General features: G+C 43.7%; 10 protein-coding genes and 1 tRNA gene. 1 reads left to right on the forward strand and 10 read right to left on the reverse strand.

What is annotated here, in order from left to right; genetic code table 11:
* The 8 genes from L692_RS0111250 to L692_RS0111290 all read right to left on the reverse strand — a co-directional run.
* Positions 1-830: peptidase U32 family protein (locus L692_RS0111250; protein WP_025699895.1), on the reverse strand; the 830-nt coding region annotated here is incomplete at its 3' end.
* A 66-nt stretch (positions 831-896) separates the two neighbouring features.
* Complete coding sequence (gene mltG, locus L692_RS0111260) at positions 897-1,919, reverse strand: endolytic transglycosylase MltG (RefSeq protein WP_036723261.1); 1,023 nt, start codon at positions 1,917-1,919, stop codon at positions 897-899.
* 200 nt (positions 1,920-2,119) lie between these two features.
* Positions 2,120-2,425: a DUF1292 domain-containing protein gene (locus tag L692_RS0111265; protein ID WP_025699899.1), complete on the reverse strand. Its 306-nt coding sequence runs from the start codon at positions 2,423-2,425 to the stop codon at positions 2,120-2,122.
* Positions 2,418-2,726, reverse strand: coding sequence for a DUF1292 domain-containing protein (locus L692_RS0111270; RefSeq protein WP_025699901.1), 309 nt, complete (start codon positions 2,724-2,726; stop codon positions 2,418-2,420). The genes L692_RS0111265 and L692_RS0111270 overlap by 8 nt, the downstream gene beginning before the upstream one ends.
* 13 nt (positions 2,727-2,739) lie before the next feature.
* Entirely contained in the window at positions 2,740-3,156 is a 417-nt protein-coding gene (gene ruvX, locus L692_RS0111275) for a Holliday junction resolvase RuvX (RefSeq protein ID WP_025699903.1), read from the reverse strand.
* Positions 3,153-3,428, reverse strand: a complete 276-nt coding sequence (locus L692_RS0111280; RefSeq protein ID WP_025699905.1) for an IreB family regulatory phosphoprotein — start codon at positions 3,426-3,428, stop codon at positions 3,153-3,155. The genes ruvX and L692_RS0111280 overlap by 4 nt, the downstream gene beginning before the upstream one ends.
* A gap of 339 nt (positions 3,429-3,767) precedes the next feature.
* Positions 3,768-6,398: an alanine--tRNA ligase gene (gene alaS, locus L692_RS0111285; protein WP_025699907.1), complete on the reverse strand. Its 2,631-nt coding sequence runs from the start codon at positions 6,396-6,398 to the stop codon at positions 3,768-3,770.
* Between the two features lie 456 nt (positions 6,399-6,854).
* On the reverse strand, positions 6,855-7,637 hold the full coding sequence (locus L692_RS0111290; protein ID WP_025699909.1) for an SDR family NAD(P)-dependent oxidoreductase: 783 nt from the start codon (positions 7,635-7,637) through the stop codon (positions 6,855-6,857).
* Positions 7,638-7,845: 208 nt separating this feature from the next.
* Between L692_RS0111290 and L692_RS0111295 the strand changes: the two genes are divergently transcribed.
* A tRNA-Pro gene (locus tag L692_RS0111295) sits at positions 7,846-7,919 on the forward strand.
* Between the two features lie 172 nt (positions 7,920-8,091).
* Here L692_RS0111295 and L692_RS0111300 read toward each other — a convergent pair.
* Entirely contained in the window at positions 8,092-9,327 is a 1,236-nt protein-coding gene (locus tag L692_RS0111300) for an MFS transporter (protein WP_025699910.1), read from the reverse strand.
* A 142-nt stretch (positions 9,328-9,469) separates the two neighbouring features.
* Positions 9,470-25,537: a non-ribosomal peptide synthetase gene (locus tag L692_RS28485; protein ID WP_025699912.1), complete on the reverse strand. Its 16,068-nt coding sequence runs from the start codon at positions 25,535-25,537 to the stop codon at positions 9,470-9,472.
* Between the last annotated feature and the right edge of the window lie 11 nt (positions 25,538-25,548).

Genomic DNA, 25,548 nt, shown 5'->3' on the forward strand with positions numbered 1-25,548 from the left:
GCAGGGTCGGCGGCATACGCGTCGATTGCCCGGCGGTAAGTCTTGACCGCCGCAACATTGTAAGCGGTCGGCTTAAGCAGCCCTTCGATCTTGAAGCTGTCAACCCCCGCCTCCATCAGAATATGCAGATCTTCCAGAATGCACAGATCATCCGAGCTCATAATATGGGTGCCGTTCACATCCTCATAGACCGGGAACTTCTCATCCGGACGCTCGGCCTCGACCAGGAACAGACCGCGTTCCTTCCCAAGGCTTCCCCCTGTAACGGGACGCCCCTGATGGGCCATATAGCTCTCCACCAGCTTCCGCTTGGAGTGATAAATATTGGTCATGCCGTGGACTTGCACCTGTGCCTCCACTTCAAGCTTCGGCATCATTTCCGTAATTTCGTCCATGTTCAGCTCACGCGCCAGAACGACGCGGGAAGCGCCCTTGCGTCCCCAATAATTGGCCGTAGCGAAATTGGTGGACGTCATCTCCGCATTCCAGTGAAGCTTAAGGCCGGGCGCTTCGCGCCGGGCCGCGGCCAGTACGGCCGGATCGCCGAACTCGGCGGCATCCACGCCGATGTCCGCAATGGCCTTGATATAGGCCGGAAGCTCATCCAGCAGCCGGTTCGGCATTAGACCCCCGAGCCCGGCATATACTTTACGGCCTCGCGCATGGGCCATTGCCACGGCCTCCGCCGTATCCTCCAGACTGAAATGTCCGGCCAGCCTCATGCCGAACCGGTCGTCGCCGATGAGCAGCGCATCGGCTCCGGCATCCAGCAGCGCGGCCGCTTCCGCAAGGGAAGCGGCCGGCGCTAGCAGCTCCGGTTTACTCTTCATCATGTACCCTCCTGTAGACGCATCCGGCACAGTCAGGCGCCGGGCTGCATCCTTAATTATAACCTTTTATTGGGCCGCTTCCCGGCTCTTTTGGATATTGGCCAAATGCTCCTTGTACGTCTTGGCGAACAGATGGGCATGGCTTCCATCCTTCTTCGTCACATAATAATAATAATCCGAAGCCTCCGGCTCCAGCGCCGCCTTAATCGAGGCAAGACCCGGGCTGCAAATCGGACCTGGCGGCAGCCCGGTGTTCCGGTACGTATTATATGGACTCTTGACTTCGAGGTCCTTATACAGCAGTCTTTCCTTGGGCTGGGGTAGCAAATACTGGACGGTCGCGTCAATCTCAAGCTTTTGCCCTTTATCCAGTCTGTTGTAGATCACTCCGGCCACAAGCGGCCGCTCGCTATCCACGACGACCTCACGCTCCACCAGAGAGGCAACGGTCAGCAGCTCGTGCAGGGTCAGTCCGCGCGCTTTAAGCTTAGCCTGCCAGCCCGAAACACTGTCCAGCCTCTTCTCCAGCTCTTCCATCATCTTCTCGACAATCTGCTGCGGTGTGCTGCCTTTGACCAGCTCATAGGTCTCCGGAAACAGATAACCCTCCAGTCGGTGGCGGATACCCTTGTCCTGCGGAATGCCCAGAAGGTCCGTCTCCCGCAGCTCCGCCCCCGTATCCATCAGCGATACAAAAAGAGCGGCGTCCGTGCCCCAGGTCTGAGCCAGCCTGTCCGCAATCTGCTTCACCGTATACCCTTCGGGAATCGTAAAGACGACGGTTTCCTTCTTCACCACATCCCCCGCATTCAGGCGAGCAATCAGATTGTCATAGGTTGCGCCGGGCGCGGCGCTGTACGTTCCCGCCTTGAACTGCGATCCTTCGTTCGTCCACTTCAAATAGCCTTTGAACAGAAGAGCGCTGCGGATAATCCCTGTCCTCTCCAGCAGATCGGCAATTTCCGAGCTGCCCATGCCTTTTTCAATCGTAATCTTGACAGCAGGCCCTGACGGCTCCACCGGCTTCATCCCATTCCATATATACCAAATGCCTGCTCCCGCCAGGACGACAAGCAGCAGCAGGATCATCAAAAGATTGCGGACCCCGGATTTCAAGCATTCTCCTCACTTTCCGACTATAAATATAAAATTGTATTCATTTAAATTCAATAGATATTTTCAAAAATCAGTTATTTTCCAAGCAAAAAGAGCGCGGAATTGCTCCGCCCTCCCCTGCTTGTGGCTGCCTGCCATCGGCCCGAGGGCCGAAAGCGGCTAGCCGTATATGCTTACACTTCGTCGCCTGGAAAGGTCAGCTCGTCATACAGCTCCGACACATCTTCCCATTCGTCGTCGTCTTCAATGCTCTCCAGCTCTGGCGGACCGCCTTGGGACACCACTATACGCAGAATTTCCTGCTCCCCGATCCTTTCCGAATCTTGCAGCACCGCATAGCTGCGGCCCTGTACATCAAATTCGGCGATGATCTCGTATACGGAAGCTTTACCGTTCTCGTCTTCCAGCTCCACGGACTCTCCATAAGCTTCTTTCAGCCTGGAGGTCCATATCACCTGGCCGGCAGAAAACTCAGTCATTCCCCGCTCCCCCGTCCAGCTCGTCAACCAGCGTGTTAAAGGTCTCTTCGACAATCGCCCACTCTTCATCATCATCGATCATGAACAACTGCAGATCCTCTCCGTCCTCTTCATAGCGGAATGCGTATACCTCGTCGGCTTCTTCATCCTCGGAATCGAGCGGAACCACCATCATATACTTGGAATCGGAACCGTCGACCTCGAACTTCATGATCACCTCGAATTCCTCTTCGTTGCCTTCATCATCGGGAATGTAAATAATCTCCGGTTCCTCATCCATGCCGATCTGCTCGTTTGCCATGTGTGCGCACCCCTCACCTTTTACTGTTGGCGTCCAAATAATTTTGCAAAATCAGAACCGCGGCCATTTTATCCACAATTCCTTTGCGCTTCTTGCGGCTGACATCGCCTTCAATCAGCACCCGCTCCGCGGACACCGTCGTCAGACGTTCATCCCAAAGGGATACGGGCAAACCCAGCGTCTCCCGCAGCCGGTTCGCAAATTCGATGCAGAGCTCGCCGCGGGGGCCCACTGTGCCGTTCATATTCTTGGGAAGGCCGACTACAACCTCGGATACTTCGTATTCCTCGATCAAGCGACGGATTCGCTCCAGCTCGCTCCCGTCCCGGCGGCGCTCAATGGTCTCCAGTCCCTGAGCGGTCCAGCCAAAAGCATCGCTTACGGCTGCGCCGATCCGGCGGTCCCCGTAATCCAGACCGAGCTTCCTCATTTGACCTGATCCGCCGGCTGATTGGCAAGGTAGAACCGGACCAGTTCCTCAATCAGCTCGTCACGTTCTTTCCTCCGGACCAAACTTCTCGCATTGTTGTGGCGCGGGATGTAAGCCGGATCACCGGAAAGAAGGTAGCCTACAATCTGGTTGATCGGATTATAATCCTTCTCCACCAGGGCGTTGTGAACGGTAAGCAGGATCTCGCGGGGAGATGCCTCTTTCTCGTCGCCCTTCACATTGAATTTGACCGTTTTGTCCATGGAGTCCATTTGTGACACCTTCCTTCTGCGCAGTCAATGCTTGACGGGCCTTCGCAAAGTTGCTGCATTACTATATTTGTATCTCACTCCATCATAACATATTCACGGTCAAACAAGAAAATCCTGCCGGAATATAGCGTTTTTTTGGGATAATGCTCATGAATAACGCAAAAACAAGGAATGGTATGCAGAGCAGGCGCGAAAAACGCGGGAACCTGTCCAGCCAAGGCCTGCCGGAACCCGGGCACCGGCTATACCGGCTCGCCAAGTACCCGCACGGATATTGAAACCCGCTGCGACTTGATCCCGGGTCCGGAACGCCGCAGACTCCTGCTTGAAGCCGCCAGTTTAGCCCTGGTCGGCCACCAGTTCTTCGGCCTTCGCCAGCGCGGCAGCCAGCTTGGAGGCGTCCTTGCCGCCAGCCTGGGCCATGTCCGGACGGCCGCCTCCGCCTCCGCCGCATACCGCAGCGACTTCCTTCACCAGCTTGCCGGCATGGTAGCCCTGCTTCACGAGCGCCTGCGGCACTGCCACGACAAAGTTCACTTTGTCGTCCATGGCGGCGCCCAGCACGATGACCGCCTCCGGCAGCTTCGCCTTCAGTTCGTCGGCCATGGAGCGCAGCGCGTCCATGCTGCTCGCCTGCACGGAAGCCGTCAGCACCTGTACGCCGCTGCCGACCGTCTTCACACTGCTGGTCAGCTCGGCTGCGGCTGCTGCGCTGAGCTTCGATTGCAGCGACTCATTCTCGCGCGCAAGCTCGCGCACCTGGCCGCTCAAAGCCTCGATTCGCTTCGGTACGTCCGGCAGCGACGATTTCAGCAGCGCCGCAGCCTGCTTTAGCACGTCGAGCTGGCTCTCCGTGTGCTGGTAAGCGTAACGGCCGGTCACCGCTTCGATCCGGCGCACGCCGGAGCCGATGCCGCTCTCGCTGACCAGCTTGAAAATGCCGATCTGCGACGTATTGCGCACATGACAGCCGCCGCACAGCTCAAGGCTGTAATCGCCGACCTGCACCACGCGGACGATATCGCCGTACTTCTCGCCGAAGAGCGCCATCGCGCCCATCGCCTTGGCTTCATCGATCGGTTTGTTGTCGATCACAACATCCAGTCCGCGCCAGATCTGCTCATTGACCTTATGCTCGATTTCCGTCAGCTCTTCCGGCGTAATCGCGCCAAAATGCGAGAAGTCGAACCGCAGACGCTGCCCTTCCACCAGCGAACCCGCCTGGTTGACGTGGCCGCCGAGCACTTCCTTCAGCGCTTTATGCAGCAGATGGGTGGCCGTGTGGTTCTTCACAACATCCTCGCGCTCCGCCCGGTCCACCTCGGCGCGGACCGTATCGCCCACTTTAAGCTCGCCGGATTCCACCGTTACGAGATGAACATGCTGGCCGCGCGGCGCTTTGAACAATCCGTTCACCTTCGCCGTAACGGAGGTGCCTGTCAGCACGCCGTGGTCGCTGACCTGGCCGCCGCTCTCGGCATAAAAAGGAGTCGATTCCAGGATAACCTGCGCCTCGGCGCCTTCGCCGGCGCTGTCCACCAGCTCGTCGCCAACGACGATCGCAGCGATTTTCGTTTCGGCTACGAGGTCATTATAACCAACAAATTCGCTTTTAACCGTCAGCTCGGACAATGCGCCGCCCTGCACCTTCATGCTGCCGCTGTCATGGCGGGCCGCTCTTGCCCGGTCGCGCTGCTCCTGCATCGCCGCGTCGAACCCTTCGCGGTCGACCTTCAGCCCCTGCTCCGCAGCGTAGTCTTCCGTCAGGTCGAACGGGAAGCCATAGGTGTCATACAGCTTGAACGCGTCCGCTCCGTTGATCGTGTCCACGCCGTCCGCCTTCGCCCGGTCGCTGATTTCGCCCAGGATTGCCAGGCCGTCGGACAGCGTTTCGTGGAAGCGCTCCTCTTCCGTACGGATGATTTTGGAAATATATTCGCGGTTCTCCACCACGGTAGGGTAGTAGACGCCCATAATGTCGCCCACAATGCTCGTCAGCTCGTACATGAATGGACGGTCAAGGCCAAGCGTCTTGCCGTAGCGCACTGCGCGGCGCAATAGACGGCGGATAATATAGCCGCGGCCTTCATTGGAAGGCAGCACCCCGTCGCCTACCGCAAAAGTCACGGTACGGATATGATCGGCGATGACCTTCAGCGCGATGTCCTGCTCCAGATTATCCTTGTAGTTCACCCCGGCCAGCTTCGCCGTTGTTTGAATGATCGGCTGGAACAGGTCGGTGTCGAAGTTCGAATCCACGTCCTGAAGGATGGAAGCGAAACGCTCCAGGCCCGCGCCGGTATCAATGTTCTTGTTCGGAAGCGGCGTGTAGCTGCCGTCCTTATTGTGGTTGAACTGCGAGAACACCAGGTTCCATACTTCGAGATAGCGTTCGTTCTCGCCGCCCGGATACATTTCCGGGTCCGACATGTCGCTGCCGTAGGCCTCGCCCCGGTCGTAGAAGATTTCCGTACAAGGTCCGCACGGCCCTTCGCCGATATCCCAGAAGTTGTCCTCCAGCTTGATGATGCGCTCTGCGGGCAGTCCGATTTTTTCATTCCAGAACTTGTACGCTTCTTCATCCTCGGGATAGACCGTAACAGCCAGACGGTCCGGATCGAAGCCGATCCACTCCTTGCCGGTCAGGAATTCCCATGCCCAGGTAATCGCTTCTTCCTTGAAATAGTCTCCGATGGAGAAGTTGCCCAGCATTTCAAAAAATGTATGGTGCCGGCGCGTCTTGCCGACGTTCTCAATGTCATTTGTCCGGATACACTTCTGCGAATTCGCTAGACGCGGATTTTCCGGCTTCACGCGCCCGTCGAAATAAGCTTTAAGCGGCGCCATGCCCGCATTGATCCACAAGAGCGATGGATCGTTATGAGGGACGAGCGATGCGCTGGGCTCGATTTTATGGCCTTTGCCTTCAAAGAACGTCAGCCATTTGGAACGGATTTCACTTGCTTTCATCTGATACAGCTCCCGTCGGTTTAATAATGTAAAACAAAAAAACGCCCCTGAATAATTCAGGGACGATTCATATCGCGGTACCACCCTGGTTATCGCCCGGTTGCGTCACGGCATCTTAATTAAAAGATGCACCGGGACACGCTTCCAGTGGGCGATCGCCTTGTTACGGCCGTTAACGGAACCATCCGGCGGGCTTGTACCCGCACTCCGAAATCAGCTTTCCGCCGGCCCGTCTTCCGGATTCTCGCAGCCGCTTGCGTCACCCGCAAGGGAATCCGTTCTCTGCTGAAGCCTTGTTTCCGGCGTACTTCATTTCATCTGCGTATTCATAGCTATGCTGTTAACGCATTTTATCATCATAAGTATATCCATGCTCTACGTTCCTGTCAATCTGCTAGTGAAGATAGGTCAGGCAGGTCTGCTCTCACCCGATCCGCCGTGAAGCCGCCGTCCTCGTTACAGCACCGCCGAAGAGCCTCCGTCGATATTGACCGATGTTCCGGTAACGTATGACGCCGCATCGGACACCAGGAACGCGATTACCTTAGCCGCTTCCTCCGCTTCGCCGATCCTTCCCAGGGGAATGCCGTGGCGCTGGTCGGTGGAGAACTCCTCCCAGCTAAGCTCCGGGGCAGCCTGCTTCCATTTCCGCTCGATTTGGTCGCTTCGGATGAGACCGATGCATACCGCATTGACGCGAATACCCGCTCCGGCCAAATCCTTGCTCATCGCTTTGGTCAGCGCAAGGCCCGCAGCGCGGCTTACAGACGTTGGCAAGGAAGCGGCGGACGGAGCCTTGCCTTTGACGGCGGTGACGTTGACGACGGCTCCGCCGCCCGCCTTCCGCATATACGGAATCGCCGCCCGCGCGCAGTGTACCGCGCCCAGCAGCTTCAGATCGAGATCGGTGTCCCAGCCTTCAGCGGTTACTTCCTCGAACGGCTTGGCTGCGGAGGTGCCAGCGTTATTGATCAGAATATCGACGCCGCCAAATTGCGCGCCAGCCGTCTCGACCGCCCGCCGGGCGCCCTCCTCCGACGAAATATCGGCCTGAATAACCAGCGCTTCCTTTCCTGTCGCTTCATATATATGCCGCGCCGCCGCCTCAAGCGGCTCCGGCGTTCGGGCAATGATCGCCACCTCCGCGCCCTCACTTGCCAGAACAACAGCCGTGGCCAAGCCGATTCCTTTGCTGCCGCCGGTTATTACCGCCTTTTTCCCTCTCAAACCCAGGTCCATAGTTTACTCCTCCTAAGAGCGACGAATTTTGCGCCGTCCTGCTAAATTTTCTCATATGTACATTATACATACTCACGAACGTTATACATACTGCGGCCGACGGTCAAAATCTCCGTTCACATTCTTAAAACATATCTTTACAATAATCGCAAACAGGCGTATAATCTCTAATTGTTCGGGCGCAATATTTCCTGATTATATCCACTAACGAGACGTGGCTCAGCTTGGTAGAGCGCTTGCTTCGGGAGCAAGAGGTCGCAGGTTCAAATCCTGTCGTCTCGATACTTGATTTACACGGGATTCCGGTCATTGGACCGGAATTTTTTATGCTTAAAGAGCCAAATCTACCGATGGGCCAATCAAGCGTAAAATACAAAGTCCACTGTCGAATCAAGCAATTCCACGTGTTCTAATAATTTTATAAATTACCTCAATTGGAGTACCTCCATCCTCCTTACAGTGGATACTTGCGTTGAATTTTCCTGACTGCTAGAGAGCGCATCGCTATTGCGGCCCCGAATACGCTAATACCAAGAAGTATCCATATTTTCGTATAGCCCAAATCAATAAAATTACCGACAACAACCGGACCTAATGCATACCCTGAGCCTGTTATAATGGGCAGCAGTGAAAGTATTCTGCCTCGGTGAGTTTCAGGCGTATTATTAGCTATAAATACGTTATAGTTCATTACTATCATTACCTCTCCCAATGTCATTATGGCAATAGCAATTACGAATACACTTAATGTATTCGCAATGCCAAATGTTATAAAGGCCGCAGCATAGCAGACTCCTCCGAAAATAATGAGATTTATTGCACTAATTCTCCTTAGTTTGTAGGTTAACAAGGGAGTCAAAAAAATTACAGCAAACCCATTTATGCCAGCAATAATTCCGTAAAATTGTGTGCCGGCTGCATTGAATCGATCCACCATTTGTAAAGGAAGAAGAAAGCCCCATTGGGAATATGAAAACTGGTATACAAACATAACCAGAGCTGCGAGGATAAGTATAGGATTATTAACTAATATTCCTACTGTTTTTTCCTGATAAGACCGGCTCTCCGCTAGATTCCTTGGTTTTCCAGTCTCACTTTCCTTAAAACTGTAGGGCTCTTTAATAAATAGGCAAAAAATTATAATTGAAATGATCATACTTGCCGCATTGACAATAAACAGAATACTTAAATATTTTGAGAACAGTAACCCACCCAACAGGGGCGATACTGAGAACCCGATATTATTTGCCAAGTACATTATTGAAAACGAAGCGTTGCGATTTTCTTCATTTGTAAAATCCGCGATTAACGTATTGAAAACTGGCCCCGTAACTGAAAATAAGATGGAGGCCACAATAATCAGCAAGCCCATAAAAAAGCTTGGCTCTATCAGGCTGCAGGCTAAATAACAAGACCCAGCCAGCATATAGGAGAAAATAATTAAGGGCTTTCTTCCATAATGATCAATCAATTTGCCCCCAATTAATAAGCATGGCGCTTGACATATAATAAATAATGTAATAATTAAGCCAATTTGGTCTTCGGTAAAGCCTATTTTCAATTTGAGTATAAATGTAATTAATGGAAACACAAAACTGCCCAGACCATTAATAACCATACAGATACATAGAATATATATTTTGTTCGGCAGGTTGGTATACAGACGCACCATGTTTTTAAAGCTTCCCAATCAAGAGGTCCCCTGTCACTATTTAATTCTACAAATAAACTCGCCGCTCCTAACAGTGACCAAGACAGCTTAATATGGAATCAAAATATTTCCATATTAAGCTGCTGGGCTGCTATTACTTAAAATATTCGCTGTCGGAAACTCACTCCAAATTCATTACATTTTGCCGTTCAAGGTAATCCAATAGTTTTGCCGTAATAGTAGCCTCCATTAGCTCTTCATCTTTTTTACTCAAGGAATTTACCATAACAACAATGTTGCTCTCTGAATACATCGTATTAAAAGTGATGCCATTTAGAACTTCTGAATCTTTATCCCGACTAGCCAAATGATTCAAATGATCACTGTACGAATGTCGCAATGTTTCTTGCTCCTGTAAAGACTTGTAGCCTAAGAAGTTAAACATTAGTTGATCATTCAGTCTTCCGTTGATTGGATTTATGAAGTAGTCCTTCACAAAATTATCGCTGCCGCTGTCCAAAACCAAATTAGAAAAGTTAATTTTGTTGTTCGTCAAATAATCGATTTTGTCTTTCAATATTGACCAGTGCGATATCTGAGATTGAACGTCAACTACTATCGGAGTTAAATCTATATACTCACCAATCGAGCTATGGTAATTATCTCCGAGCTTTCTGCCATTGCTATAAATCAGTGCCGGTACTTTATCAACGTTTAAATACGTTGAACAAAAAGCGCAAAATAGTTCAAACGAAATTTCCCACACATTTTCGTTGAAATAGTCTTTATGTTCTTCTGGAACAGCCAAGCTTACACATAATAAACGGCTTGCCTCGTCCTTAACTTTGTCGGTTATTGCATTATGGGTACCACGTTGAAGAACTTTGAATTTTTCAAGCTCCAACACAGAAATTAAATCCTGCGCACTGACACTTAATGAGTTTTGGGTAATGTCACTTATGAAAATGTCGTAGTCCTTGATTGGCAATATTTCATTTACTCCACTCCGCTTATAGTTATGCAAATACTGCATGAAAGTTTGCTTCAAAATTCTGCTGCTCTCTCCATCAAAAATACTATGATGAAGCGACCACATGACGACTGCTTGTCTTCTATCCTTTTTTAGAATCAGGGCTCTATACAACAAACCGCCAAATTCGCTGTCATTCAGTTTAGTTCTGACAGTATTTATCAAGCAGTTTTGCGACTGCTGGTCATAGCTGGAAATATCAATCACAGGGACATCATAGATTCCTGCTTGATGGTCAGGGTATCTATACTCCTCCCAATATGCCCCTTGTTCACCAGCTGCAACTTTACTTCGGAGCAATCCAAAGGTCTTGAGCACATCATTCGTAACACTCCGCAGTATGTCATAATCAGGAGTTTCCTCAAGAGCAATCTCGACCAAAATTTTTGAATTGTATTCCAAAGTATAACGTTGGATTGGGAGTATTGGATAGCTCTTCTCTACGGGCTGAACAAACAAACTTTTTTCAAAGGAGGTAAATGATAGCTCTGCTTTATTCCACAGATCCAATGGGTCCTCAAGGCAATTTTGTAAATTCTCAAGCTCAAGCAGTTCGCAAACATCGTCGTAATTGACGAGCGTCTTACCTGCAGTATTGTCTATAATGGCTTTCTCCTCGGCCATACAGATATAATTTGGAGAAATGCTATACTCAAACTTATCTTTTATGAAATCATTTGCCTCGTCACTCATTTTGTTTACAAATAAAATAATTATTTCCATTCCTTCATTCAAGAAATGTTCATATCCGGATACAATGCCGAATTTATCGAATAGCAATTTTACTGCCTCAGCCTCTGTACTGATAAATATTTTATTGGTTGTTCTAAGATCTAAAATGGCGCCTAGTTCCTTAATTGTTTGTGCTCTGAACACATCCCCAATATTCAGCTGATGAATTCCCCGCAATGCTGCAACAATTTTTAAGGCAGCTATTGAATTGCCACCCAATTCAAAAAAATTGTCGTTTATGCCTATATTTTCTACATGCAATGTTTCTGACCATACCTTCTGCAACTCTTTTTCGAGACGGCTTCGCGGTTCTTCGTATTGATTAGTATTTACGGACTTCATCTTCATTTCAAGAAGCTTGCTCTTGTCAAGCTTCCCGTTGGCTGTTACAGGCAGCTGGTCCAGTTGAATAAATTGTGCAGGGATCATATAATCGGGCAATATTTTGGATAAAAATCCTCTTAGATTACTTAGTTCCTCGAATTCTGAACTGACAAAATAAGCACATAAATATTTAACTGAATCCGTCTCTTTTTTATCAATTACCGCTACTTGCTTAATATTTTCATGCTTTAATAAAGCTTCTTCCACTTCTGAAGGCTCAATTCGATAACCTCTTATTTTCACCTGATTGTCTATTCTGCCAATGTACTCTATATTCCCGTCATATAACCATTTCCCTGAATCCCCGGTCCGGTACATTCTCTCACCAGTGCTAAACGGGTTAGAGATAAATTTTTGTTGGGTTAACATTTCATTATTTATATAGCCTCTGCCAACGCCATATCCTGAAATATAAATTTCGCCTTCTACACCGACAGGAACCGGCTTCATATTGTGATCTAAAATATAAATTTTCGTATTAGCCAACGGTTTCCCTATCGGTATATTGCTGCCTATTTTTAATGTATCTTCGTCAATCGTAAATGCAGTAGCATCCACACAACACTCTGTTGGACCATAAATATTTACAATATTGACGTTCGCTCCAATCCCTCTTCTGAATTCATGCACAGTTTCCGGCAATAGAACATCTCCACCGATAATAAAATATTTAACCCCGAGTTGGGATTCATTTGGCAAATTATCATCACAGAGTAGACTTAAAATGATCGGTGTTCCATCCGAGACGTCAACTTTGTGTTGATTATAAAAATCAATAAGCATACGGCTGTCCGTTTTATATTCATCCCGTATTAAGCACAGACAGTGACCGTTTAGTAAACTGGCAAATATCTGTTTGACAGACGCATCAAAAATGTAAGGGGCTAAAAGCGCAATATTTAAAGGCTCTGGATACTGGTCATAAATTAATTTGTTCAAGGAGTGATTTAAGCTCACCAAGTTTCTGTGTTCAATCAAGACCCCCTTGGATTTCCCGGTACTTCCTGAAGTATAAATAACATAGACCGCATCTTCGGGGCAATTCACATTGTCCAAATGATCAGTTTCATCACTATGGCTTAAATTACTTAAATCCGAAATATTCAGGACCTTCCCTGTAAAATCATCCAGACGGACCGCGCTCTTATCTGTTATTAACAGTTGCACATCGCTGTCCAATAACTGATATTGAATTCTTTCAACTGGATATTTAACATCCAAAGGTAAATAGGCTGCACCTGATTTAATTACTCCAATCATGCCAATGATCATTTCAATAGACTTCTCCATCATTAGTGCAACAACAGAGTTAGGCTTCACTCCCAGCTTTCTCAATGACCAGGCTACTTGATTCGCTCTTTCATTTAATTCCTTATAGGTTATAGCTTCGTCTTCAAAGACGACTGCCAGAGCGTCGCCCTGTTTTCTCGCTTGTTCTTCGAAAAGCTCTTGAACTGTTAGACTGTTCGACCAACCATATTCGGAAGCATTGAAGTCGAATAATATTTTATGTTCTTCTCTCTCGTTTAAAATATTGATGTCCTTGATTTTTAACGTATAATCATCAACGATGGCCGCTATAATATTCCTCAGATGTTCACCCATTTGCTCAATAGTTTCTTCCTTAAAAAGATCCGTACAATACTGGATACTAATTGAAATCTCCTCTTCCAATACAGCAACAGAGAAATTCAAATCAAATTTGCAGGTCTTACCGGTCTCCTGATAGGCTTTTAAAGTTAATCCATCAAAGCTCATTTCCACTTTTTCATCATCCAGCATGGTGAACATGACGTCGAACAGAGGATTTCTGCTTATATCCCGTTTTATATTTAATTCATCTAATAAAATCTCAAACTGATATTCCTGATTCTCGTAAGCCTCCAATACCACCTCTTTAACTTCTTGCAGGAATTCTCTGTAACTATGTTCTTTTAATGGATAGTTCCTCATCACAAGGGTATTTACGAACATTCCAACTATGTTTTGCAAATCCGGATGTGTTCTCCCGGTAACCGGGGTACCTACTAAAATGTCTTCCTGTCCGCTATACCTGGATAACATAATATTTATTACCGACAAAAAGACCATATACAGTGTGCTTTCTTGATCATTGGCCAGTTTTTTTATTCTTATTACTTCTGATGCGTTCAATTTAAAAGTTTTCGTATTTCCTTTAAAGCTTTGAACCAAAGGTCTTGAAAAATCCGTTTTTATGTTTAGCAATGGTATCTCGTTAGAAAACCGTTCCAGCCAATAGGCCCTTTTTGGAGACAGCTCTATCTCCTGAAGTGAACTATTTATCCATTCGGCATAATCTTTATACTGCAATGCCAGTGGAGCCAGCTTCTGGCCGGAATATAATTGAATAAAATCCTCAACCAAAATAGCTTTTGAAACCCCGTCGGAAATAATATGATGCATGTCGAAAACAAGTGCAAAATGATTAACTTGAATTTCTATAACTTTAACTCTGAAAAGTGGGGATCTGCTTAAATTAAACGGTTGTACAAAATACTCGATGATTTCATCAAGGTTTCCATCCTTTACTTGCTCATATTCAACGATAGGGGAAACACCTTCGTCAATGAATTGTACAATTTCACCATTAATCATATTAAACCGGGTTCTAAGACTTTCATGTCTAGCGCATAAATCATCAATGGCGTGTTGAAGCTTTTCTCTATGGATAGCTCCTTCTATTAAAATAATCTCGGGCATGTTGTATACAACACTGGTGTTATCAAATTGATGCAGAAGATACATTCTTTTTTGCGCCGAGGACACCTGATAGTACATCTGGGTGGATGCAACAGGAATCGCCTCAGCACTTGCACTTGCTTTTTGTAGAATATATACTGCCAATTCTTTAATTGTAGGTGAATCAAATATCTGCCTGAAAGGTACATCCACACTAAGCTTTTTGGAAATTTGAGAAATCATTTGGGTCACTTTTAATGAATGTCCGCCTAGTTCAAAAAAGTTATCCTCAACGCCCACCTCATTCAATTGTAATAAATCTTTCCATATCCCCGCTATTTTCAATTCCACCGTGTTACTTGGTTCTTTATAAACAGAGCTTACTGAAGCACCCCGCACCGGATCGGGAAGCTGCTTCCTGTCAAGCTTTCCATTGGAAGTCAGAGGCATGCAGAGCAGCTGTTCAAAATAAGATGGAACCATATATTCAGGCAGCCTTTCAATCAGGTACTGTCTAAGCTGCTTGCCGGTTATATTTTGATCTGCTGTAAAATATGCGCACAAATATTCATATTGATCAGAATCTGTTTTCATGACTACAACGGTTTCTTTGATTCCGGGGTATTTATGCAGTACATTTTCTATCTCTTCTAATTCGATTCTGAATCCTCTCAGTTTAACCTGATGATCTATTCTGCCCAAATATTCAATATTTCCATCCTCTAACCATCTTGCCAAATCCCCTGTTTTATACAATTTGGAATGAGGTATATACGGGTTAGCAACAAACTTTTGATCGGTAAGCTCCTGATTATTTAAGTACCCTCTCGCTACCCCATCTCCTGCAATACACAGCTCTCCGGGAATACCGACGGGCATAAGCGCGTTATTCTTATCAACGATATACAATTTGATGTTATTAATGGGCTTACCAATGGGAACGGTTCTACCCAGCTTTTGTTCAAAGCAATTGTAATAAGACACATCAATAGTAGCCTCCGTTGGGCCGTACAAATTAATTAATTGCGTCCCGAACCTGTTAAATAATCTTTCTTCAAACTCACTTACTTGCTTTGTCTGTAACGCTTCACCACTGGCAAAAACTCTCTTTAAGGATTTTAAATCATTAGATCTGTTATGGTCTTCAACAAAATCCAGGAATATTCTTAACATGGAAGGAACAAAATGTACTGTAGTTATCTGGCGTTTTGAAATAATGTCAACAATAGCGGAAGCATCCTTCTCCTGGTTATGCCCCAACAAATACACTGTTGCTCCAACAACTGACCACCATAATAATTCCCACACAGATACGTCAAAAGTATAAGTAGTTTTCTGTAAAATAGTATCTGCTGTCGATAGTGGATATGCTTGTTGCATCCAATCTAATCTGTTAATCAACGAACGGTGTTCAATCATTACCCCCTTCGGATTTCCGGTAGAACCCGAAGTATAAATAACATAGATTAAATCCTGGGGAGAGTTGATGATTTGTAAATTTTCTCCACCTGATTCACTGTACTGTTTGTCCACATCAAGCTTGGGTAAAGCTGCTTTTACCTTTGAGAAGAACTTTTTCCGGGTCAGAACCAAAGCTGCTTGACTATTTTCTAAAATGTAATTAATTCGGCTATCCGGATAATCTGGATCAATAGGCAAATAAGCGCCGCCCGCCTTAATGATGGCAAAAATACTTACAAGCATACTTTCCGAACGGTCAATAATAACGGCCACAATCCTATTCCTGGAAACTCCTTCAGCTCTTAATACTTTTGCAAGTTTATTGGCCTTGATATTCAGTTCATTATAGGACAAATAGCTGTCATTGGTGATTACTGCCAGTGCATCGGGGGTTTTGCTTACTTGTTCTTCGAACAGCTCGATAAACGTTTTTTCTCTAGGGTAAGTTACATCGGTATTGTTAAATTCATATAAAATGGCGTTCTTCTCATCATTAGTCAACAAATGAATATCCGAAATATTCAGTTCGGAGTTTTGGGTTATTTGCCCGATTACATTAATCAAATGAGAAAGCATTCTTTGAATCGTGCTGGCTTTAAATAGCTTGGTACAATATTCAATTTTAATGGCAAGTTCATCGTCACGATTAACAGCAATAAACCGTAAATCAAAATTTACCGCCTTTCTTTCAGTTGCAATTGGTTCAAATGCAATATTTTCGATTTCCAATGTATTGAAAGATAAATCATCTTCCATTGAAAACATGACATCAAATAACGGACTTCTAGCCGGATCGCGTTTAACGTTTAATTGATTTAGCAGTTCTTCAAATGGGTAATCCTGATGCTCGTAAGCAGCAATAGCCTTATCTCTTACTTTTTCCAGAAAGACCCCATATTTCTCATTTGGATTTATAACATTTCTTAAAGCCAAAGTATTAATAAATACACCTACAATACGGTCCATCTCAAGCTTGTTTCTTCCTGCTGTTATGCCACCTACTATTATTTCCTCCTGGCCGCTGTACTTTGATAATAAAATGTTTATCGCCGATAGCAACACAGTGTATACAGTAGACCCGTACGATGCCGCTAATTTTTTGACTTTGCTGGTCAACTCAGCTTCCAGAATAGCATCCATCACTGCGCCCTCATAGCTCTGAATCTTAGGTCTTGCAAAATCCAGAGGCAAATTTAATATGGGAAGGTCCCCGTCAAAAACTTCTCCCCAGTATTTTGCTTGCGGCAATAACATTTCCGAATGAAGCATCTCGTTCTGCCATTCGGAGTAATCCTTATAGTGTACATCCAGCGGTTCAAGCGGTTGTGACGAATATATTTTGCCGAGATCATTAATCAAGATGTCAATAGACAGCCCATCAGAAATGATGTGGTGAATATCAAACAGCAATACATAATATTCTTGCAGCTTTATTAGTTTGACCCTCATCAATGGAGCTTTGCCTAAATCAAACGGGCTGACGAACCTCTGCAATTCTGCATTGATATCAACTTCCGTCATTTCGCTACATTCGCAGCGGTAATCCACGGATTCACCTATTTTTTGCACGATATTGCCATCCTCGATTGCAAAACAGGTTCTTAATGCTTCATGTCTGAGGAATAAATCACGCAAGCTTTGTTCAAATCTGTCCCACTTTAAATCGCCACGAATTCTAATTGCCGCAGACATGTTATATCCCAAATTGTCAGGGTCCAACTGTTGCAGCATATACATTCTTTTTTGGGGTGAAGAGGCTTCATACCATTTCTTTTGAGTTGCTTTTTTAATAGCATCATATTTATTTTCTACGGACGCATCTATATATTTGCTTATTCCTCTTATTGTAGGAGCTTTGAAAATATCTTTAAGCGGGACTTCCACATTGAATTCTTTATGAATTCGGGACGCCAGAGCAATTGCTTTTAATGAATGACCTCCCAGTTCAAAAAAATTATCATATGCTCCTGCTGCTTTTACCCCCAGAACGTCCATCCAAATAGGCGCCAGTTTTTGCTCAGTAAAGGTAACCGGGGCCACGTATTCATTGAGCCCCTGAATATTCAGTTCATACTCAGACAGTTTCCTCCTGTCGATCTTGCCATTAGGGGTTATTGGCAACGTTCCCTGCAACTGCTCGAAAAAAGATGGAACCATGTAATCCGGCAGTTTTGTAGACAAATATTCCTTGAGCATTCTGGCATCAATCAGCCCTGGGGCAGTGACAAACGCGCACAAATAAGACATGCCTTTCTCGTCTTGTTTATCAATAACCACAGCTTCTTTTATACCTTCATATTGAAGCAACTGATTTTCAATTTCTCTTATTTCGATCCTGTAGCCTCTAATTTTAACTTGATAATCCTCTCTTCCAAAAAACTCAACATTTCCGTCAGGCAACCATCTGGCCAAATCGCCGGTCTTATACATCCTTTCACCAGGCCTGAATGGGTTTGCGATAAACTTTTCGGATGTTAATTTCTCATTTTTGAAATATCCTCGGGCTACGCCTTTTCCTCCAATATATAGCTCGCCGCTGACACCTACAGGCTGCGGTTTCAATGAACTATTCAATATATAAAATTGACTATTGTCCAGAGGCTTTCCTATAGGCGTATTTATTAGCTGGGGAATTTGATGCAATTCGGCTTCATAATAACTCGAATCAATGGTAGCTTCCGTTACTCCATAGCTATTGAGTATTCTCATGTTACGGCCAAATCTGTCAACGATCTTTTTGAACTCTTCAATTGGACATGTATCGGAGCCCATAATTACGATTTTCAACTTGTCAATATTCAGTTGATTCTCATAAATATAATCCATGAACGGAATAATCAAACCGGGTGTGGATTCAAATATGTTAATGTTGTTCTCGCTAATTAATGCATAGAGAGATTTCAATTCCAGCTTGATCTCATCAGGGCAAATGTACAAGCTACCCCCTGTCAGCAAGCTTCTGCACAGATCGCCCGCAAAGACGTCAAACGATAGGCTCGCCATTTGCAACAGCTTAGCCTCAATTACATCCAGTTTATAATGATTCATCCAAGCAAATGTCATATTGACCAGGTTTCTATGTTCAATCATTACACCCTTAGGTTTTCCGGTTGTCCCCGAGGTGTAAATAACATAGATCAAGTCGGTAGGAACATTTATATTGTTGAGGTTTGAGCTGTCTTCTGCATAATTTATAGGATCATCAATATCAATAAAACTGCATGTATGTCCAGCTTTTTCAATTAATCGTTTTTGGGTAAGGATGATTTGAGCTTCACTATCAGCAAGCATATACTTTATTCGTTCCTCGGGATAATTGAGATCAATGGGAAGATAAGCCCCGCCTGCCTTAATAATCGCCAGAATGCCCACAATCATGTCCAAAGACTTTTCTACCATAATCCCCGCAATGCTGTTTCTTCCTATTCCCTTTCCTCTTAAGACCCGGGCCAACGAGTTGGAACGATGGTGTAACTCAGAATACGTTAAATGTTGCTCTCCGTAGATAACCGACTGCTTTCCAGGATTTTTGAGCACTTGCTCCTCAAACAATTGTTGGAAGGTAAGCGTTGAAGGATACTCCTTATAGGTTTGGTTTAATTCTTCCAATATATAAGCTTCCTCATCTTCCGATAACATTTCTATATCCTCAAGCCTAACGTCCGTATTTTCTGCAATATCCTCCAAAATATTAATCAAGTGTGTGATCATAGAGCTGGCAGTCTTGTCTATGAAGAGCCTGGTACAATATTCAAGCTCAATTAGCAGTTCACCTTGGAATTCTTCTGCTGTAATTGAAATGTCGAATTTGGAAATATTATACTCATGATCAAATCTTTCAAAAGTAAGACCCTGGATATCGACCTGTTGGTTATCCATATTTTGCATAGTAAACATTACATCAAACAGAGGGTTTCTGCTCATATCTCTGCGCAGATTCAATTTATCGATTAATTCCTCAAACTGATAATCTTGATTTTGATATGCGTTCAAGCAATTCTGTTTAACTTCCTCCAGAAATTGTCTGAAAGTTTTGTTACGCTCAGGAAAGTTTCTCATAGCTAGGGTGTTTACAAACATACCGACAACATTTTGCAAATCAGTATTGTAGCGCCCCGCAATAGGACTGCCAATGATAATATCCGACTGCCCGGTATACTTGGCAAGCCAAATGTTAATAGAAGACAGTAAAAGCATATACATTGTGCTGCCGGTTTCTTTCGCAATTGTACTTAATTTATTGTAAAGCCTGGCATCTATTTTCTCTCTTATCGTTTTTCCTTCAAAGCTTTGGACAGCGGGTCTAATGAAGTCTGTAGGCATGTTTAACACGGGCAATTCTCCAGACAGCAGACTTACCCAATACTCTTCTTGATCTTTAATTTTCTCGGATGTAAGCACTTTATTCTGCCAGTCGGCGAAATCTTTATATTGGAGGTAAAGAGGATCAAGATTCTCACCCGCATAAAGTCTCGAAAATTCATTAACAAGCACCCCAATAGACACACCATCTGAAATAATATGGTGCATATCAAAAACAATCACATGCTTGACTTCCGATTCCCTTATGATTGTAACTCGAAACAACGGCGCCTGATTCAAATCGAATCGCTGAATAATGGTATCTATTATTTCATGTGCATTATATGTTGAGTCATTGATATAATTAATTTTGAAATCAACCTCATCACAAATCTTCTGTACAATATGTCCGTTATTTTCAATAAAATATGTTCGCAACGATTCGTGTCTGCAAACGAGCTTTTCAATTACGTATTCCACTCGTTTAATATCCATTCCACCGGTTATGGACAGTGCGCCTGAAATATTATAGCCATTGCTTTGCACATCAAATCTCTGAAGCATGTACATCCGTTTTTGGGCAGATGACACTTCATACCATTCGCTTTTCTCAATTGGCCTAATTTCAGAAAAAGCCGTTTTCCCAATATGGCCGATGTGTTCGCTAATTTCCCTGATGGTTTGCAAGGAAAACAACTCATTTATTTTAAGCTCAACTCCCAGCTCCTTGTGTATCCGAGAAGCCATAACAGTTAATTTTAAAGAATGACCTCCGAGTTCAAAAAAGTTATGATTAATTCCTATCTTTTGAATACCCAATACATCTTCCCAGATTCTCACCAATTCTTGTTCGACATCGTTTCTGGCTTCTTCGTACTCTTCACTAATCAACATATTTTGTTGCGGACTGGGTAAAGCTTTTTTGTCCAGCTTGCCATTTGAAGTTACAGGCAAAGATTGAAGAGGCACAAAATACGCAGGAATCATATATTCCGGCAAATATTGTGATAGATACTTTTTCAAAGTGTCTATTTTAATTTCACCATTAGGTATAATATATGCCGTCAGATATTTTTCGCCCTCTGCATTTTCCAGATCTACGACGGCGGCATCTTCCACAAGCTCATACTTTAATAGTTGTCTTTCAATTTCTTGAGTTTCAATTCGATACCCTCTAATATTAACCTGTTTGTCCTTTCTGCCCATATACTCTAGTTCCCCATTGGAGGTCCATCTGCCTAAATCCCCTGTTTTGTAAATTGTTTCTTCTTCCGCATAGGGGTTAAAAATAAACTTCTCATTTGTCAAAGCAGTATTTCTTAAATAACCTTTTGAAACACCTATACCACCGATACAAATCTCACCTACTGCTCCTGCCGGACAAAGTTTATCCGCTTCATCCAAAACATAAATTTTATAATTGGCAATAGGTCTTCCAATCGGAATTTGTTTATCCTTGTCCTTCTTGCTGCATTTATGGTATGTAGCGCAGACCGTTGTTTCTGTAGGGCCATAGGTATTGTACACATTAGAGCTATTTACGAGATTGCTAATATATTCCCATCTCAAAATATCTCCACCGCTTATATAGGTATGAACAGAGCACTTCATAGCGACTTTATTTAGTTCATTTATAAGTAAAGGGGAAGCGGAAATAACCGTAATTTTCTCATCAACCACTTTACGGGTTAATAAACTGATATCCGTTACTTCCTCTTTTGTACATATAGAAACACAGCCGCCTACTGTTAAAATGGGAAGCATTTCTTCTGTGAATGTATCAAAACTATACGATGCCTGTTGTAAAACAATATCACACTCTCTTAAATTGAATTCATGCTGAAATGCGCAGATGTAGCCCCATACATTAGAGTGCCGGACAATTACTCCCTTGGGGTTTCCAGTTGTCCCCGATGTATAAATAATATAAGCGGCATCATCAGGGTCTATACCTGTACTGCAATTTTCTTCTATTCTCTCCAGGCTCTCCTTATTGCTAATATTTAAAATATGTCCGGAAAAGTCAACATTATAAGAAAGAATATTGTCAGTCATAAGAATGGAGGACTTGCTGTCGTTAACCATGTAATTCATTCGTTCGGACGGATAGCCTGGCTCTATGGGAAGATATGCGTTGCCTGATTTTAGGCAGCCTATTAAGACGATGGCTCTTTCAATGCTTCTCTCCATCAATACAGCGACGATATTATTCTCGTCTTGTCTATTTGTATTAATATATTTTGCAATCCAATTGGCTCTTTGATTCAGTTCCGAATAAGATATCGTTTGCTCACCGAATTTAATTGCAATACGATCAGGTGTGTGTTCAACTTGTCTTTCAAAAGCATCCTTGAATGTAATATTCTCCACAAAGGTCTCAGTTTGATTAAACTGATATAAAAATTCACTGATCTCGGTATCATTTAATATTTCAGCTTCTTTTATTCGAATTTCAGGATTGTTCGTGAAGGTATTCAGCAAATGAATATACTTGCCGATGAAGTCTCTAAGGGTATCTTCCTTAAATAACTCCGTAGAGAATTCAATATTCATTTCATATCCCTTATTAAGCGGGGTGATTTCCAGTGTTAAATCAACCTTGGTGGTTGCAGAAGTGTTTTCAAGCGCAACCATTTCCACTCCATCCAAACTAACTGCTGGAACCTGCATATTTTGCATATTAAAAACAACATCAAAGAGTGCATTTCTATTCATCTCAGGCTTCAAATTCAACTGCTCTATTAATTCTTCATTGTAATAATTGGGGTTGGCAAGATCCTTAAATATATTTTTGCTAAATTCATTTAAATAATCTATAAATTTGCAATTATTATCAATATTAATTCTGATTGGAAGCGTATTAACCAGCATTCCAACGATATGATCCGCATTTTTTATCCCACGGCTGGCTACAGGAGTTCCTATTACAAAATCATCTTGGTGGGTATAACGGTGGATTGTAGCGTTAAAAACTGAAAATAAAACAGCATACTCTGTTGTATGGCTTTCAGAAGCTAACTTTTTTATTTTTCCGAACAATTCCATATTAATAAAAGTCTTAAAGGTGCTTCCGCTGTAATTTAGAGCTTTGGGCCGAGGATAATCATAAGGTAAATTTAATACCGGGACATCGGTGCGATATTTATCAAGCCAATATTTTTGTTGATTTCTAAACGCTTCGGTAGTGTTAAATTGTTGCTTCCACGAGGAGTATTCTTTCAAAGCATATTTCGGTTGTTGCACTGTTCTACCGTTATATAATTCCATGAAATCTTCAAGAAGCAATCCCAAAGAGGTACCATCGGTAATAATATGATGAATGCAGAAAACAATAATGGATTTTTCACCGGATCGTAGCAACGCCGTTTTGAACAATACATCCTTTTCCAAATCAAACGGAGTATTAAAGCTGCGTATAAATGCATGTACATCTTTCTCTTCGATATCTTCAACCCGAAAATGTATTGCAATTTGTTTGTGTACTTTTTGAAGTATTTCATCATTCATCAACACAAAATTAGTTCTTAATGCTTCGTGTAGCTCTGTCAATTTCTCAAGGACCATTTTAATTTTGCTAGGAGAAACCACACCGTTAATCTCAAATCCTTTTGTAATATTAAACATAGTTTCCGAGTGAGAAATACGATTTAAAATAAATAGTCTTTTCTGGGCTGGAAGCACGGGATAGTATTCACTTTCTTCTATACACTCTATTTGCTGCTGCTCCCCAGTTTCATTCAAATCAATGAAATTAGACACACCTCTTATGGTGAAGTCCTCCATTACATCTCTGATTTCCATGTTCTTATTGTACTGAGAGTTAATTTTACTGATTAAATATATGGCCTTTATTGAATTTCCGCCCATCTCAAAAAAGTTACTCTGGATAGGCATATCCACAATTTCTAAAGCCTCTTCGAATAACGTCTTGATTCCGTATTCGATTTCATTTAGCACACTCTCTACCGGCTCTGCTTGAACTGTTCCCGTAGAACTAATATATTCGTCATACAATCCATTAAGATAATTTTCCACTAATTTATATCTTTGAGTCTTTCCACTTGTTGTTTTGGGAATGTTTGTTAATGGAATTACTGCTCCTATTTCTTTTCCTAGCTTCAAGCTAATGTATCTTTTTATTTCAGTAGCAATATTATTAAATTGCTCTGCTTTAATCTTGGTTGCTGCAAATATCACGACCACATCTTCTTTATCTTGACTGGGTATAGCGCATACGGCATTAGCATTAATATCAGGAATATTAAGATCATCCAGCAGCGATTCAATATCATGAGAATAAAAATTTTGCCCATTTATAAAAATAATATCTTTTTTTCTTCCCGTTATAATCAATTGACCATCACTTAAAAAGCCTAAATCCCCGGTTTTCTTCCATCCATTTGTGCTAGAGAACGCTTTGGTTGCTGCCTTGTTATTATAATATCCACTTGTAACATTTCTTCCCTTAATGTAAATCTCTCCAACTATATGTTCTCCTAATTCCATTCCTTCTTCATTACAAATCCGTATATTACACTCATCGACGGGTTTTCCTACCTTGACAAATTGAATAGCATTGCTATGCTGATCATCAACCACAATGACCCGTTCTCCGGATTTCATAAAGTTTCTGTCTACCCGCACAACTTCAATTTCATTCCCGGGAACAGGAAATGAAACGGCCAAAGAAGCTTCAGCCATTCCATAGACAGGGAATATTACATTTTTCTTGAGATGATATTGCTCCATAAATTCAATGAACTTCACACATAAATCATATGAGATGGGTTCGGCTCCATTAAACAGTAGTCTTACATGAGAAAGATCCAACGGATAATTTTTTTGGAGCGACAGAAACCTCATTATATGCTTTATCCCGAAATTAGGGGAACATAGTATGCCCGCTTCATGCTGGACTGCTTTTTCAAGATATAATAAAGGATTGCTGATAAAGAGCATTGCCGGCATCAAAATTTGATCGGTTCCTGCATAAATAGGTGCTAAATGAAAGCCTATCACTCCCATATCATGAGTCAAGGGCATCCAGCTGATCGTCTTTTCATTATTTTTAATCTCACACCCTAAACAAATAGCATTCAGGTTGGTAAGTAAATTTTCGTGGGTTAAAGTGACTCCCTTAGGTTCTGATGTCGAGCCTGACGAAAACTGTATAAAGGCGGTGTGATGCTGTTTGATGTCGGCCAGAAGGCCATCCTTAGCGTTAAAATCGATATCCTCATATACTATTACTTTTTCAGAAGGAATAGACTGTATGTCGTTAAGGTCCTTTATCATTAACCTGCTTGTTATTATTCGAACATCTCCCAAAGTATGAATCACGTTCTCAAGCTTTGTCTTAATCATTTGATCGTTTCCAACTGTAATTGGAACAGCAGTAATTCCCCCAAGAAGGCAACCCCAGAAGCTATATAAAAAACTCAAATTGTCATTCAAATAGATAATAACTTTATCATCCGGCTTCAAATTTTTAGTCTGATAGCAGCCAAGCACCTTCAAAGCATGTTTATATAAATCCTTATACGATATACATTCTTCACTGTCTTCACTGCTGATAAGAGTTATACTTTTGTTTCCTTTGCTTTCATTAAGAAGCATGTCTACTAAAGAGGTATATTTCATCCTTATATCAT

It is taken from the genome of Paenibacillus forsythiae T98, assembly GCF_000520735.1.
GTDB lineage: Bacteria > Bacillota > Bacilli > Paenibacillales > Paenibacillaceae > Paenibacillus_AQ > Paenibacillus_AQ forsythiae.